This window comes from Fictibacillus fluitans, from assembly GCF_030418125.1.
Taxonomy (GTDB): domain Bacteria; phylum Bacillota; class Bacilli; order Bacillales; family Fictibacillaceae; genus Fictibacillus_C; species Fictibacillus_C fluitans.
Genome location: NZ_JAUHTR010000001.1, coordinates 388,553 through 403,733 on the forward strand (window position 1 = coordinate 388,553; position 15,181 = coordinate 403,733).

18 protein-coding genes are annotated in these 15,181 nt (G+C 37.9%); 7 read left to right on the forward strand and 11 right to left on the reverse strand.

Features of this window, described 5'->3' with window-relative positions:
* Positions 1 to 66: 66 nt before the first annotated feature.
* The 6 genes from QYB97_RS01775 to QYB97_RS01800 all read right to left on the reverse strand — a co-directional run bounded on the left by QYB97_RS01775 (position 67) and on the right by QYB97_RS01800 (position 3,712).
* Positions 67 to 336: a hypothetical protein gene (locus QYB97_RS01775; RefSeq protein WP_301164241.1), complete on the reverse strand. Its 270-nt coding sequence runs from the start codon at positions 334 to 336 to the stop codon at positions 67 to 69.
* 167 nt (positions 337 to 503) lie between these two features.
* The gene (locus tag QYB97_RS01780; protein ID WP_301164242.1) at positions 504 to 851 is read right to left on the reverse strand and encodes a hypothetical protein; all 348 of its coding nucleotides are present in this window, start codon (positions 849 to 851) and stop codon (positions 504 to 506) included.
* Between the two features lie 212 nt (positions 852 to 1,063).
* Positions 1,064 to 1,282, reverse strand: a complete 219-nt coding sequence (locus tag QYB97_RS01785; protein ID WP_301164243.1) for a hypothetical protein — start codon at positions 1,280 to 1,282, stop codon at positions 1,064 to 1,066.
* The gene (locus tag QYB97_RS01790; RefSeq protein WP_301164244.1) at positions 1,263 to 1,460 is read right to left on the reverse strand and encodes a hypothetical protein; all 198 of its coding nucleotides are present in this window, start codon (positions 1,458 to 1,460) and stop codon (positions 1,263 to 1,265) included. The genes QYB97_RS01785 and QYB97_RS01790 overlap by 20 nt, the downstream gene beginning before the upstream one ends.
* Before the next feature lie 152 nt (positions 1,461 to 1,612).
* Positions 1,613 to 2,518 carry a hypothetical protein gene (locus tag QYB97_RS01795; protein ID WP_301164245.1) on the reverse strand — a complete coding sequence of 302 codons (906 nt, stop codon included), beginning with the start codon at positions 2,516 to 2,518 and terminating at the stop codon, positions 1,613 to 1,615.
* Positions 2,519 to 2,851: 333 nt separating this feature from the next.
* A complete protein-coding gene (locus QYB97_RS01800; RefSeq protein ID WP_301164246.1) occupies positions 2,852 to 3,712 on the reverse strand; it encodes a hypothetical protein in 861 nt (286 codons plus the stop codon).
* A gap of 379 nt (positions 3,713 to 4,091) precedes the next feature.
* Between QYB97_RS01800 and QYB97_RS01805 the strand changes: the two genes are divergently transcribed.
* Both QYB97_RS01805 and QYB97_RS01810 read left to right on the forward strand, forming a co-directional pair.
* On the forward strand, positions 4,092 to 4,847 hold the full coding sequence (locus QYB97_RS01805; protein ID WP_301164247.1) for a hypothetical protein: 756 nt from the start codon (positions 4,092 to 4,094) through the stop codon (positions 4,845 to 4,847).
* 1,530 nt (positions 4,848 to 6,377) lie between these two features.
* Complete coding sequence (locus QYB97_RS01810) at positions 6,378 to 7,397, forward strand: hypothetical protein (protein WP_301164248.1); 1,020 nt, start codon at positions 6,378 to 6,380, stop codon at positions 7,395 to 7,397.
* Positions 7,398 to 7,407: 10 nt separating this feature from the next.
* Here QYB97_RS01810 and QYB97_RS01815 read toward each other — a convergent pair whose 3' ends face one another.
* Positions 7,408 to 7,641 (reverse strand): DUF2188 domain-containing protein, encoded by a 234-nt coding sequence (locus QYB97_RS01815; RefSeq protein ID WP_301164249.1) that lies wholly within the window; start codon positions 7,639 to 7,641, stop codon positions 7,408 to 7,410.
* A 90-nt stretch (positions 7,642 to 7,731) separates the two neighbouring features.
* On the opposite strand from QYB97_RS01815, the gene QYB97_RS01820 reads away from it, so the two are divergent.
* The gene (locus QYB97_RS01820) at positions 7,732 to 8,007 is read left to right on the forward strand and encodes a hypothetical protein (RefSeq protein ID WP_301164250.1); all 276 of its coding nucleotides are present in this window, start codon (positions 7,732 to 7,734) and stop codon (positions 8,005 to 8,007) included.
* Positions 8,008 to 8,123: 116 nt separating this feature from the next.
* The gene (locus QYB97_RS01825) at positions 8,124 to 8,393 is read left to right on the forward strand and encodes a hypothetical protein (RefSeq protein ID WP_301164251.1); all 270 of its coding nucleotides are present in this window, start codon (positions 8,124 to 8,126) and stop codon (positions 8,391 to 8,393) included.
* 81 nt (positions 8,394 to 8,474) lie between these two features.
* On the opposite strand, the gene QYB97_RS01830 is transcribed toward QYB97_RS01825, so the two are convergent.
* Entirely contained in the window at positions 8,475 to 9,314 is an 840-nt protein-coding gene (locus QYB97_RS01830) for an HNH endonuclease (RefSeq protein WP_301164252.1), read from the reverse strand.
* A 730-nt stretch (positions 9,315 to 10,044) separates the two neighbouring features.
* Between QYB97_RS01830 and QYB97_RS01835 the strand changes: the two genes are divergently transcribed.
* The 3 genes from QYB97_RS01835 to QYB97_RS01845 all read left to right on the forward strand — a co-directional run bounded on the left by QYB97_RS01835 (position 10,045) and on the right by QYB97_RS01845 (position 12,328).
* Positions 10,045 to 10,665 (forward strand): DUF47 domain-containing protein, encoded by a 621-nt coding sequence (locus QYB97_RS01835; RefSeq protein ID WP_301164253.1) that lies wholly within the window; start codon positions 10,045 to 10,047, stop codon positions 10,663 to 10,665.
* Between the two features lie 13 nt (positions 10,666 to 10,678).
* On the forward strand, positions 10,679 to 11,686 hold the full coding sequence (locus QYB97_RS01840; RefSeq protein ID WP_301164254.1) for an inorganic phosphate transporter: 1,008 nt from the start codon (positions 10,679 to 10,681) through the stop codon (positions 11,684 to 11,686).
* A 129-nt stretch (positions 11,687 to 11,815) separates the two neighbouring features.
* Entirely contained in the window at positions 11,816 to 12,328 is a 513-nt protein-coding gene (locus QYB97_RS01845) for a hypothetical protein (RefSeq protein ID WP_301164255.1), read from the forward strand.
* Positions 12,329 to 12,359: 31 nt separating this feature from the next.
* Here QYB97_RS01845 and QYB97_RS01850 read toward each other — a convergent pair whose 3' ends face one another.
* The 3 genes from QYB97_RS01850 to dat form a co-directional block, all read right to left on the reverse strand.
* Positions 12,360 to 13,565 (reverse strand): DUF2515 family protein, encoded by a 1,206-nt coding sequence (locus QYB97_RS01850; protein WP_301164256.1) that lies wholly within the window; start codon positions 13,563 to 13,565, stop codon positions 12,360 to 12,362.
* A gap of 97 nt (positions 13,566 to 13,662) precedes the next feature.
* Positions 13,663 to 14,238 carry a DUF502 domain-containing protein gene (locus tag QYB97_RS01855; RefSeq protein ID WP_301164257.1) on the reverse strand — a complete coding sequence of 192 codons (576 nt, stop codon included), beginning with the start codon at positions 14,236 to 14,238 and terminating at the stop codon, positions 13,663 to 13,665.
* A 12-nt stretch (positions 14,239 to 14,250) separates the two neighbouring features.
* Positions 14,251 to 15,108, reverse strand: coding sequence for a D-amino-acid transaminase (gene dat / locus QYB97_RS01860; RefSeq protein ID WP_301164258.1), 858 nt, complete (start codon positions 15,106 to 15,108; stop codon positions 14,251 to 14,253).
* Between the last annotated feature and the right edge of the window lie 73 nt (positions 15,109 to 15,181).

Sequence of the window (15,181 nt, forward strand, 5' to 3'; positions counted from 1 at the left end):
GTCCTGTCCGTTTATATTGCTCCCTGTCCTAAACCATTCCCAATATGTAAAGCTCCTAATTTCGCCTTACAAGCCCCCTATTCTCGAACTTATTTGGTGATTTGATTGTTCGAAATCAAAATATACAACCTTACCCTTTTTGAACTTCTTGATTCCGTACTCTTCTAATTTTTTAGCTATTACTTCATCCTTTGTATTTGTTGAAATGAGCGACTTACTTACGTCCATTCTTTTAGCCAGCTCTGCCAGGTTTATAGCTTGCTTATATACCGCTTTATGCCCGGCTGTAGCTACTAAGAATTTATCGATAAAATTTTCTAAAGTCGTCTTTTTCATGGATCATCCACCTCCCTTCGTTATTACTAGTAGTACCTTCCGTAAAGAAAAAAAGATCAAGCCGATTGTTTAAAGTGTATAACCCCTTGATACATAAGAATTTCTCTGAATAGAAGACAATTTAGAACAAATAAAAAAAGACACCCGTTTACCGGATGTCATCATTCTTATTGGACTGCTTTATTTAAGGCTTCATGTTTTACAAAGCTATACCTAGATACTTCATCTATTAGTAAGTCAGAAATACGATCTCTATCATGGTACTCACTTTCATGAATTGAAAGGTATTCCATACAAAGCAACATTAATTCCATTTCAAAAGTTCCCTCACAGAAATTTACTGCAAAATTCGAGAATTGTTCACTTACCCATTCAACCCAAAATACTCCTTTTGGTGATATTCCATATGCCAATAATGCTTGATCCACTAACCAGTCAAATTCTTCTTCGTCTCCTGCATGGTAAGCATCATACAAATCTTCTAAAATCGCGATGACATTTTTGTTGTTCTCCATTGTTAACTTCCTCCTATATCCGCACATTAAGCGGAATTATTTATTTATATTGTCATTTACTTCACTCTTGAGACTCCGTATAGCCTTGACCAACGATAAGGAAAGGAAGTATGAAGGGAGTCAGCATTTTCGCCGGCCCGAATTTCGGTGATTGAAATTTGCTACCCCTGGAAGTCCTCTCCCCTTATCCTTGGAATAGGCATGTACAAAACTTATTCTCCTAGAAAATTACCGGTCTTCTCATAGTTTTCTAACATCGTATTACTTACTATAGAAGCATGTCCGACAGCATCTATTACGTCCTGATTAATGAAGTAATAAGCGATCCCTTTTTCGGTTTTGTTCGGTAACACACCTGAAATTGCAAGTATCTCCACAGCTAATAAATCTATTACAACTAAAAAATTCCCATCAATTTGCATTGGTTCCATAATAACTTTTCCCCTTTATAATTTTTTCGAGTACTCCGTTATACTCGTATTCGTTGTAATAATCACGAGATTTCATATCCCGGACTTTTCTTATAGGTTTGATGTCCGATTTTTCGATTTTTGAAGTTAATTCATAGTTGTATATCCTGATCGTTTCATCTGTAATGTGATAATCCATATATCTTCCTCCAGTATTGGCGAGCTTTAGCGAGTCCTATTTACGCTTTTACTTCCGAAAGTTTCAGTTTCCTGATCGTTCAATAAGATAAAGAATCAATCCATCCACATAAACGGCCGTATCCCTTGGCGCTCTAAGGATTAAGGGAGTTTTTAAAGGGTTACCTTTTCCCCCCCTATCTCCGTATAAAAGGTTACCTTTTCCCCCCCTTTTTTAAAAGGATTATAACGAGATGACTTAAACATTGATTTTAAGGTATCGTCAGGGAACCCTTTCTTGCGATAAAAGATGTAAGGATTTACGTAATATTTTCTATTTCTTGTATCTCGCTCGCTTAACGCTTCAGCGATTACACCTATCTTTCTTAGTTTTGTTATGAAAGCTTTAACTTCTTTGTGTTCAAGTCCTAACAACTTGCCTATAGAAGCTTGATTTAAGAAAAATAATTTTTCGGGATTCTTTTCAAATGGATCAGAACAAATCAGATTAGTTCCATAATGTACATATGGAAGAAGCTTATAGATGTAACCTAATTCAGCCGGTTTCAAGTCTTTAGAAAGCTTTTCGAGAGTTGTATTGAATAGCTTTATTAGTTCTTTTCCATTCGTGGCACCGTTAATATGGACGTTTGGGTTAAGTTTAAATCCGTTTTCATCTTGAGCTAATACACTAGCAGTCTTTAAAGCTTCGATAATACTATTACGAGAACTTACCTTTTTTACTCCTAATGCATTTCCTAAATCTGTTTTACTCTTCATTAACTTTCCATCCTTCCGCTTTAGATACCCTGTTGACCTCTCCATATAAGGGAGTAATCTTAATATGTATCCACATTTTTTAGAATCCAATTCCTTTGAAACTTCCTTCATCTTTTCCATTTTTCCGAAAGAGAATCTTCGTTTATCACGTTTGATCAATTCTGTTTGTTTTTCTGCTTCCAATTTCTTTTTAAAAGCTTCTGACCGTTCTTTTGAGATGATTTTATCTCCACTTCGAAGCTCTTTGATTAATTCTCCTGTTTCTGTGTCAATAATTGCGTACTTATTTGGATCTTCCATGTCAGTTTTATTCCTTTCACAGTTTGAATCCGTTCCTCCCGTTTGAATATTTGTAGTCCCTATCCGTCCATTTGTTATTACTTACTATTATTATTACCATCCAGTAAGTGGATTAATCGATTTTGATTCTCCACTTGGTCACATAGATTATTTAGCTGATGAGCCAAAGTGAAATTTTAGACAGACCAGGAATTGGCATTACTTAAAGTTAGATCAATTAGGAAACTTCTAACCTGTCAATTTAACCGGATGGATTTTCTTTAGCCCTTATTTTGGCCAGGCCTACCCATAGAAATAAGGATCGAAAACTAACTCGACCCCACCTTCCATCTATTACAATCTCGATTCCAATTCTTTAAGGCGAGCTGTAAACTCTTCCTTCAATGCTTCATCTTCTAAGTATCGATCCATGTACTCATACACGCTTATTACTCTCACATTCCCTGAAGCTTTCTTCTTGCTACCTTCCAGGTAAATGATCGTAAGTACATCGGCCTCGTCTTTATATTTCTTTATGGTGCCTGAAGTTGAATAGCTATCGAACCTCAATTTAGCATCGATATAGTGACCCTGGAATGAATTCAAGGTGAAGTCCGGTATAAAACTCCCGATCTTCTTATTCCTTTCGATATCCAGGTCAATCGCGAATAGGATTTCTTCTAAAATAGCTTCGAATTCAAGTCCTATTCTTATAGCATTCCTCGTATCATCCTTTACATCATCGTAGTTAATTCCTGCTTCAGTTATTGCCTTTTTCCATGATCCGAATATATAAATCGCGGTACCGTACAGGCCGCCATGGTTAATATTCATGTATGTGTTGTTCAATTTCTCGCCTGATTTGTAACGTTGCTGAATAGTTTCGATGATCAATTCTTTCGGCCAATTATTTCGCGGTACGTAGTTAGGATTAGCGAGTTCCATTTTCTTTTTATTTCTGATCCTGGACTTTAAGCTGATTTCTTCTTTGTTCTTTTCATAGTATCTCTGCGTAGCTTCATACATTTTATCTTTATTCTGCTTCTGATATTTCTTGATGCATGCCTTACATATAGAACGTTTGCCGCCTAAACCACTCTTACTCGCGTGATATTCCTCCAGGAGTTTTAATTCCTCGCATCCTGTACACTCTTTCGCTTGGAATACTTGTCCCTCTACAGTTACTTCTACTAACTCGATCTTCTTGCTCGCCATTGGTGAACATCTCCTTTAGATTTTTGTGTTTTGTGTGTTCAATATAGTAGTATCATCGGTGATAACTTTTTTCTCATATAACTACTAAAGGAGTAGAAAAAGTTGACATCAAAGGGTTTTTAAAGTTGATATATTAGAAAGAGAAAGTTTATACCCATATGGAAGGAAACCTTATGTACCATAGCCACTATAAACATTCATTAAGTATAAAATGCTTTAGCATATAGTAAGAAAGTACCTTTATAAAGAATAATTTTAAAAAAACGTTTCATATATAGAACGTAGGGAACACACCTATTGTTGTCATTCCCTTTTACTTACATAAAATGTACATCTTGCCAGGAATTCAACATAATACAATTTAGGAGGATTTAAAATTATGAAAAAGGGAATCAAAACAGGTGTAGGAACATTGATTTTGTCAGCGAGTTTGGTCAGTCCATACTTTTCTACTTCAGCGTCAGCGGTAGAAGTGCCGTATAATGGAACTGATAAGCCGCCTACTCAATGTTATGATTGTGTTGCAGGACGAACTCCAGGGAATGTTATGACCGATCCGGTACAGAAAGCTCGATGGTTAAGTAATATGGATAAAGTTAATGAATTCCTAAGAGTTAATTCTGAAGGAAAACTAGCTTTAACCGGTACAGCCGTGCAAATAGGAGTATCGCAAGAATATTATGATCGTATAGCGAAAGCGCTAGAAGGCGAAAATAGCATGATATCCAGGGGCTTGTATGATTTTGAATATGATAAAGACGGGATGATTACAAAGCTCGCTACGAATGATGCTTGGAATGCTAATTATCTACTGATTAGACAAAGAGAAGAAAAGGCCGGCGGCGGTGTACCTCAATACATGGAGCGAGATTGGCATTGGTACGGTTACGGAATTACATTGACCCACGCTGAAACAAGTGAGCTGTTAGCGCATATGGCAGTAATAGGAGCAGGAGCAGGAGCGGCCGCGTTATTCTTGGCTGAAATGGGAGTTACCATTCCCGCAAGTTTAGGTGTAGGACTTGTTGGAGCGATGTACGGATTAAGCATGGCACTTATCGCGGACTTGGATAATGGCAAAGGTATCACCATCGGAGTAAGCTACATTGGACATGTCTTCTATTACTCAAACTGATCAATAATCAGGAAGGAGGATTCGATGAAAAGATTATTATTTCTAGGGATAATTGTATTGATAATAACGTTGTTAAATTCAATCGGATATTTTCAGGGACAATTGAAAACTACAATGTTAATAATCACAATGATAATAAGTCTTATCCTTCTGATTGATCTCGTTGTTTTAAGAAAGAAATACCTAAAGAAAACAAACGCATCTATGTTATTCTTTATATTCGCTTGTTTCTTATCAGTAACCATATCTTCAATAGCGTTATTGCTGATATAAAAAAGAGCTGTCCTTTAATCGGGGCGGCTCCTTCTATTTTTCTCCGTATATCCATTTCCTTCTTGTGGGATACTGAAAAATGTTTCGAAAAGTTCCCTAGGAAAGATTATTTCCTAGGAGTGAGAGTGGAACAGTTAGCGCCCCCACCCCTCAATCGGCTTTCAGACTTCGTAAAACACCGCCCTACCTTCTCCTATCACACTCCTGATACATTTACGTCATGTCCCTTCAATCATTCCATACCAGGCCTTCAAACGACTTACAAACTATACAAATCAATCGATTATTGACCAGTTCCTTCATATTAAACTGTCAGTTGATGAACTAACGCTCAATGTACATTAAAGATTGATGATATTCACGATCAAATAGTTACCTACACTATAGATTCTTGACACTTTCCACCTGGATCAAGCGTTATTTATTTGGATAATGGCCGATTAATCAATCAAAGTAACAGGATCATTCATTGATTTATGCATGTTTCTATTCATTAAAATGTTTACAGTATTCATATCTAGTTAACGTAATGCCAGTTATAGGAAGCAAGCATGTTTAACAATCGCTGATATAGCAACGATTCACAAAGTCTTCATACACCATCAATATACATTAGTTTATACATCGCTTATGGTTACTGGCTTTATTACTGTATGAGTAGTTTGTGAATGGACATTAGATTGCATAAGTTTAACTAATATAAATGTATGTATTGTTAACTAAATTACCTTGATTACTATGTTTGTGTGTGTTAGATGAGATCAAATACAGTACGTGAAATTATACTTTATTGGAGTAAAGGATTGGTTGATTTAGGACCAGGTACTAATAGTAGTTCATAAATATATTAACAGAAGAGAGAGATCAGCACTTATCCACAGCTTTTCAATAACATATACACAAATATTACACAAATACTATACAAACCACATCAACTCACTCACACTCACCATTCCCATTAACCTGTTTCCTTCCCTCTAAATTTCCTGGTCGGGACTACTTCCTACTATATATATGTGTAAGCTAAACCGGTACAACTTGCGCAATACTTTAACAAACATTCCTCGTTTTCATTTATAACTCCCCTACTTTCGATCTCTAACTCCCTATTCGCGATTTCTCTCATTTCGAACCTCGATAACCCCTAAAATAACGCTCGAAAAACACTCGACAATTTTATCGAGTGAACTTTAGTCAAAAACATTGTCTTGGTTAAAAATTCCTAATTTGGTATATTTAAAACAAGGAGGAAAACCAATGCATAGAAATAGGCTCTTTTTATTTTTTTTAGTCATCTTGTACATTAATGTCGCCGTATACCCAAGTTTTGTCTTTGCTCAAGATAATACTAATTCCCCAAATTACATCACAAAAAAAGAATTAGACATTTTATTAAAAAAAACACCTCAAAATCTTACAAAAGAAGATTTAAATGAGATGCTATTAAAGAGCAATGAGGCCTTACTTGAAAGTAGAAAAGATAAAATCGATTTGTTAGAAGGTAACATAAGTTCCATTCTTACCTTGCTTGGAATAATATTAGCTGTGCTTGCACTATTATTTACCGGCTTTGGATTCTGGTTAAAGGGGAATTTTACAGAAAAGTTAAACCAAGTTAACCAAATGAAAGAAGAAGTTGAAAAGAATAAGAAGTTGGTCGATGAGAATTTGCAAAAATCAAATGGGCTGAATGATAAGTTGGATATAGCAATTGGGAAATTAAAGCATAGTAAAGATGAATTTGACAGAGAAACTAAATACATAAAATCCGAGCTCGAAAAATTACACTTTCTTAAGAATCATATGCAAAGGCTAGAAGAGTATGTAAATTTCCATTTTGAAAATATAAAAATTATGCATGATTTCAATAAGATAAATATGGAAACTCCCATTATTTTAAAAGAGATTGAGGATTTACTGAATTTAGACTTGGATGATGCTCCCATCTATGATGTAATAACTGAAGACATAAAGAATATTTTAGATTACCACACCCATGAAGAAGTTTCACTCAAAAACTACTTAGTTGAAGCTTACAATTATAATAAAAATTATTTAAAAGAAGCAGAAGAAGATGTAAAAAAACGCTATGAGGAAATGTTTTCAGCCTCGAAAGATATAATAAATGATGATAATATTGAAGACTTTTATCACGATGAACTAAAAGATTCATACGAAGAATGGAGCAATTTGCTAACAGATACAAAGAATATCCAAAGTGTATTAAAAGAATTGTATAACAAGATATTGGATTATCAAAAAAACCACCAAGAATAGGTGGTCTTTTTTAATGCTTCTTGTCTTTTGGAGGATACGGATCATTTCCGTAACTGTCTGAATCCCTGAACCTACCGTTCTTCCCCTGAATTTTTAATTCTGAATGCTGGTTTTTTGCAATGCTTCTTCCATAATCAATTGCTTGTTTTTGCGTGTTAAAGGATTTGGTTAACTTACTGTTACCTTCGCCCCTAACTCCCCAACCATCACCATTTTTAACAACGTACTGATTCTTTTTAGCCATAAGCCACCTCCTTTTTTTTTACAATATTCGTCATTAATGGAGGATATTCCTCCTGTATGCCGAAGATTATATTAGGAGGTGAACAGGACAATGGTACTAAAAAGCACAGACTACTGTGACATTTTAAAAGAGGCTAGGATCCATTCGGAAGATATAATGCCGGCAATTGAATTAATTAAAGTAAAAGAACTGGACAGAGAAGAAATTCGCTTCGTTTATTACAAAGAAAATAAGGACGGTAAAATTAATCTTGTCCCAAGACCATTGGATTTAGAACCAAATGTTCTTTTAAAATTGTTAGAATTGGCTTTCGAGAGGGAAATTTTTGATGATCAGTTTAAAGGAGCTTTAAAAAATTTTTTGTAAGAGGATGTTTTTGATTATAAAAAAGAGGAATACACATATGATTTAAATACAATAGGTAAAGTAACGATCGAATTAATAAAGCAAAATAATCCAATTAGTTTATAGGAGGTATTCCAGTGACTAACTATAAATATTTAGGCGAAAAAGAAAAGAATAATACAACAGTCTACAAAGGTAGCGCAATAGTAGGACAAACATTTTATTATTGGGAAACACCCTCATTAAAAGGTGAAGTTGATGCAAAAAATACATTAGTAACAAAGAAAAGCTTTTACAAAAAAAACAAACTTAAACATAATGCAAAAGTAAACATAATTCATAGCCCCTTGGACCCTAGTCTTATAGAAAAAACTATAAACAGAAATTTAATTAAACAATTCATATAAAAAAACGATCCTTATTAGGAACACTTCATTAGAGTGATTCTTAATAAGGATCATTTTATTTTTATAAAACACAGAGTGCTTTTAATTGTTAATTCGTATAAATCCTCTTGAAATTTGTAGCAATTTCTGAACGTCTTCATTCAAATTTAGAGCATGCATTTTCCTATGGCAATTCGCACACAACGCTACTGTATTTTCTGGCGTGTCTTCCCCACCTTGAGATAACCATATAATATGATGGTTCTCTAAATACGGATTTCCTTTCCTATCTGTAAATGGAGCAGGTTGATCACAAAGTTGGCAAACACCTTCTGCCCTTCTCTTGGCTAATTCTGCAACATAAGCATTTCTTTCATATACTTTTGAGACAACATTCCGTGATCCAGGCTTTTCAGGCGCATACCTTGCCCTTTCCATAACTAAATCATCCGAAAGCTTATACACCGCTTTATCCTGGACGCTTGCTTTATATAAAAGATCACTTTCTCTAACAACAGGTTCCTTTTGCCCTGGTTTAAGTTTTAATGGGAATATCCATGCCAAACGTCTTACCCCTTCTACATCTGGTTGAGGCTCCTGGAAAGGTTCATTATATAAGAAGACTTCACCTTGAAAAATGTAATGATTAGGCATAAACACTTCGAATAAATAAACCGTTACTCCCGTTTCATTTGAAAAGTTCAATGTTTTATTTTGTGCGAAATCAATACTTTGATCCCCTTTTTGTCCCATTCCAGTGTAATGAAACACATCTCCAACCCATCTATCATCATATAAGGGGTTTGTGTGATCCGATATCAAAACCAAAAGATCATTCTTGGTTGACCTTCTCATTCCACCTGAAGCGGAAACACTAAATCGATCAATAAGCTCTCGATGAGTTATTACATCAGAAGTTTCTAGTTTATGTGAAAACACCATTCTTATTCCTCCCTCCTTTTTATAAATTGTACCATTAATTGAAAATTATGTATAATATATCATTAAGACCGCTTTTCTTTAGTTCTTGACTACATATTACGCTTGTGGTTAAACTGAATTTAGGTAGTGGTCGATGCTTTTTCAACATAGATGGTTACAGGGTTTTTAAATAATCTGCATTCGCGCATGCATGGGGTGCATGAGGCCGCAGGTTCAAATCCTGTCATCCCGACCAGTAACCTAATAAAGAACAAAGACCACTAGTGAAGAGCTCATTAGAGGTCTTTTTTTGCTTTCCTATTCCCCGGACTTTCAAGCAAATTTTCCTTGTTTTTTGTCAACTGCTCTAATGAAACGCTTACATGCCAATCTCCCGTCTACAATTCTTGACGGCTTATTATGCTTGTGGTTAAACTGAATTCAGGTAAGGGAAACGCCTTATGGGGTCCGGCCCTCATATGTGTAAACTGCATGGGTGCAGGTCATGAATCCAGTTTCCCGGCCGGGGTACATAATTAATAAACAGCAGCGGTGGCTGCTGTTTTTATGTCTTAGGGGGAATACTTTATAGGTGAATGTTTTTAAATTGTAAAGACTTTGTAAATGTTTTATTTCAAATTGTAAAAGATGTTTATCTTTGCAAACATTAAAGTTATAATTACGAATGGTTTGGGTTAACAAAAAATTTAGGGTAAATTTACTTTTTCTTAACAAACGGAGGTTTTAGTCAATGATTTTTGGATCAAAAAAGGATTTGTTTCTGGACTTACTATCTAGCATCGCAGAGAACGTACGCGACTCCGCTCAGTACTTTGTGGATTTTAAAATTGATTCCGAAGCAGATTTGAAAGAATTTGCAAGAAAAATGAAGGAATACGAAAATAAGGGCGACGATTTTATTCATGAGCTCATCATCGGTTTAAATAAAACCTTTATTACTCCCCTAGAACGTGAAGACATTTTGGAACTTGCGAATAAAATGGATGACATCCTGGACGGCATGGAACAATGTGCTTCCCGCTTCGAAATGTATAACATTGTTAAACCTGACCAATACATGGTAAAGTTCGCTGGGCACATTCTTGAGGCAACGTATGAAGTTGCTGAATCAGCCAAGTTGCTTCACAAGAAAAAACTTATGGAAATCCGTCCTCATGCAATTAAATTGAATGATCTTGAATCCGTAGTGGACGAACTTCTTCGTGTAAGTATCAAAAACTTGTTCGCCACGGAAAAGGACCCTATTAAAATTATTCAGTATAAAGAGCTTTATGAACTTCTTGAAGCGATTTCTGACAGCACAGAAGACGTGGCTGATACTCTAGAAACCATCATCATGCGAAATGCCTAAGGAGTGATTGGCTATGGATATGTTATTTATTCTGATTGTTTTGGTCGTTATTTTTGCACTGGCATTTGATTTTATCAACGGTTTTCATGATACAGCCAATGCTATTGCGACCTCTGTGTCAACAAAGGCTCTTCCTCCAAAGGTAGCAATTGCGATGGCGGCAACGATGAACTTTGTCGGTGCCCTTACCTTTACAGGAGTTGCAAAAAGTGTAAGTAAAGACATTGTTGATCCTTTTCAGTTCAACGATGAAAAAATCGGTCTGATGATCGTGCTGGCAGCCCTTCTTTCTGGTATTGCCTGGAACTTGATTACGTGGTACTACGGTATTCCTTCCAGTTCCTCGCATGCCATTATCGGATCCATTGCCGGAGCAGCGATTTCTGCTGCAGGGTTCGGTGTTTTAAATTATGAAGGCTTCCTGAAAATCGTTAAGGCTTTGATTATATCGCCCTTTGTCGCTTTGGCTGTCGGCTTCATCATCATGAGCATCTTTGCAGCTGTTTTCAAAAATTTCAACAAGACAAAAACCAACAAGGGATTCCGTACCTTCCAGATCTTCACGGCGGCACTTCAATCCTTCTCACACGGAACGAATGACGCGCAAAAAGCAATGGGTATCATTACTCTTGCTTTGATTGCCGGTGGCTATCATACAACAGAAGGCATTCCGATGTGGGTAAGGGTCGCTGCGGCGCTTTCCATGGGTATCGGGACTTCGGTTGGGGGATGGAAGATCATCAAAACTGTTGGCGGTAAAATTATGAAACTTCAGCCGGTAAACGGTGCGGCAGCTGATTTATCTTCTGCTCTTATCATCTTTACATTTACAGCGTTAAAGCTGCCGGTCAGTACTACCCATGTTATTTCATCAGCAATCATGGGGGTTGGTTCTGCCAAACGGGTAAAAGGTGTTAAATGGGGTGTGGCACGGCGTATTGTCATGACATGGATCATTACGCTTCCTGTCTCAGCCATTATCGCTGCCATTGTCTATCAAATTTTGAATCTATTTATTTAATAAACCAAGCTTCAGGTGTATACCTGAGGCTTTTTTCTTTGTCCATCCGCTGACTTCCTGGACCCTTGTCTATACGAGTTTTCCCGAACAAGCATATACATAGGAAGAAAACCAATTTGAGGTGAAAAAATGTCCAGATGCAGAAAAAATAATCAATCTCTGCGCTTTTTTCCATATGGGGGATATGATCCTTTTCACAAAGAATCAGTCTCCCACCATCCTGAACTGATTGAACCTTCTCCACCGCGTCCTCCATTTTCAGCAGCTCCTCAGGGATTTGGTCCTGAAGCGGCAATGGGTGCCTTTCCTCCAGCCCCTGGACCGGGAGCTTTTATGAATCCTCAAATGCTACCGCCCCGGCCGCCCTATCCATATATTCCTTACTATGCCCCACAGGGCGGAAACGGAATGGGTTTTCCAGGCAAACAACAGAATTCACAAGCTTCAAAACTCCCTTCCCTGCCCAGTGGGTTCCCCTTTGGAAATGGAGGCTACCCTGGCGGCCAGCAGTTTCCCTTCAATCAGCAGCAGCCCTTCCAAAATCCCGGAGGCCAATTCAGCTGGGGAAAGACATTTAACGGCATTAACTCGGCCATGGGCATGATGCAGCAATTGGGTTCGATTATTTCTCTCTTCAAATAAAAAAAGAGACTCAAGTTTTTGAGTCTTTTTTTTATGTAAACAGCTGCTTCGCCAGTACAGCCCCCTCCAGGTGATGAAGATCAATCCAATATGCACGGTCGATGAACAGCGGTTTCTCTTGAAAAAGATCATCGAACAACGGCGGTAAAGCTGTCCCGGAAAACCAATCCTCCTTATGATGAGAACTGCAATAAAAGACGTCCCAGCATGACAGGAGCTCGGGACTATAAAAACGGAAAGCTTTTCTTTTCAGTGAAAACAAACGAATTCTTTCTTTTTTATAGTGAGGCAAAAAAACCTTCGGATCCTGACTGAATACATGTCCCCAATAGTCTGCTCTCGATCCTGTATGCCTTTGCCGGTCGGCAAATTGCAAAACTCCTGAAAAAATTTTTTCTTGGAAGAGCAGGCGATACAAGCGCTTTCCCATTTTTATCCGTTTGGCAAGGTCATGGAAACCTGTAACAGATAGTCCTGCCATTCTGGACTTCTCACCGAACACCGGAAAAAGGATTTTGGTGAGCTGAAACAGATTTTGCAGCTGAAAAGGGAGACTTTTAAAAACTTCTTTATGGATGTCCTTTTGGACCACTTCCCTTTCAATCACATTCTGTTCATTGATGATCAAAGCCAGCGTGATCAGCCGGCTGTCTTTCTTCCATAAAAAATGCTCCCAAACATGACGCATGAAAGCAGAAACATTAAATCCGTTAAGCAGGTGAAATAAGCTCTTCCCCACTCTCTTGCTTTGCTCATACAGCAGCAATTGGGGATAAACGTCCTGAAATATTAAACTATTTGCTATTTCGAGCGTCCAGTAGATTTTTTTTCTTTGTTCAGTGGTAAGCAGTCTTTTCAGAAATTCCCCCTGCAGGTCAGTCATATGGTAGCCTGCGTTTCGCGACACCATATGTGCAAGAAAAGCCCAATGCAGTTCCTGATGCTGCTTAAAATATCGATAATATGCCTTGGTGCGGGTTATATTATTTTGGTTGCATTGACTGGTTTCTCGCAGGATTCTTTCGATGATCTTCTTTTCATCGCCAATATATACTGGCACTGACCCATCACAATCATTCATTTTAATCCGGGACGACAGCCAGTTTTTATCCTCTGGGGACATTTTCCAAAAACATTCTTCAGCAGATGGTTTAAATCGTTTAAAAAAGCGGGCTGTGAGAGCGGAAGGAATAAGAAAGGCTTTGGAAAGCGTCCGGTTAAGACGTCGGTTTTTCATAAGGCACCTCCTTCAACACCGTTTTGTTAAAAGGTATGAACGGAGAGACAAAAATAAACCATCATCCATGCCTATTGCATGAATGATGGCTAACAAGTCAGGACTTGGAGGCAACCCCGCCTGAAAGTATGAATTTCATGGCATCTTCCGCTTTGATGTCAAGAACCGTAACCTCGTTTTTGGGTACCAGAAAGATAAACCCCGCGATTTGGAAGGTTTGCGGAATGTAGACGGCAACATATCCGGAAAGATTATCTCCCAGAATTGCCAAATCGTCAGCAGTGATAAATCCAATGCTTTTTAAACCGGTAGCTGGAATCTCGACAAGAACTACGGTCGAAAACGACTTCTTCTCACCAAGCAAAGACTGAAATGTGTCCTTAATGACAGTATACAGTGTTTTAACCAAAGGAATTCGTTCCAGGGCAGAATCCAGCAGGAAGATGATCTGACCGCTGATCACCTGGGACGAGAGCCAGCCGAGAAGCGTCAAAAGAATAACCGTGGCCAGAATGCCAATGCCTGGTATATAGCCGCCTTTCATATAGCTTCTAAGCGTATCTCCAAGAATTCCATCCAGAAAATCGAACACTTTGACAAGAACATAAAAGACAAGGATGATCGGAAGAGCTGTAAGAATTCCGTTCATAAAATACTTGGCAACGGTTTTCACTATTCTTCTCTCCTATTGATGCACACGGTTCTGCTTAATTTTGTCTTTCAGCTTTTTCTGAAGTGCTCGTGTTACAGAACCAATCGGATAAGTTGCCTGCACATCTCCCTCAACAGAAATAACCGGCGCAATCTCCATGGTTGTACTTGAGATAAATACTTCATCAGCAGCTTGAAGCTCTTCGGTTGAAAAGGGAGCTTCTTTAACCGTAATTCCCTGTTCCCCGGCAATTTGAAGAATATGCTGCCTCGTAATTCCATTCAAGATAAGATTGTTCGCCGGATGTGTGTGCACTTCGTTATTTTTAACAATAAAGAGATTGGAAGAAGAACCCTCAGTACAAATGCCATCCCTGTGCTGGAGGGCTTCACCGCAAGCGTGATCGGCCGCGATTCGCTTTGCCATGGTATTTCCGAGAAGGTTCAAACTTTTGATGTCACAGCGGAGCCAGCGAATGTCAGGTGTCAAATAGGTTTTTACGCCTTTCTCCTGTGCTTCTGCGGGCGGATCCATTTTTCGGGCAAAACCGGTAATCAGGCAGGCAGCTTCTTTTTCGTATAAGTGAGCCCTTGCTGAAGCGCCTCTGGTCATTTGTATGTAAACAATGCCATTATGGATGTTATTCGCCTGAATCAATTCAGCGGTCTTCTCCTTTAGTTCCTCTATGGGACAGGGCATCTTCATTTCAAGCTTTCGGGCACTTTCTTCAAAACGGCGGAAATGCTCATCCATCGAGAAGGGTTTTCCACCATAGATATAGACAACTTCATAAATGCCGTCCCCAAAATTATAGCCTCTGTCCTCCATGTCGATGGATACATTCTCTCGTTCGGTAATCTGGTTATTAAATAAAACAAATGTATTTTCCATTACATATCACCTCGTATTCGATTATATGACAGGTTCACTGCCTTCCGCTACCATCAAAGTGGTTTTACGCCAG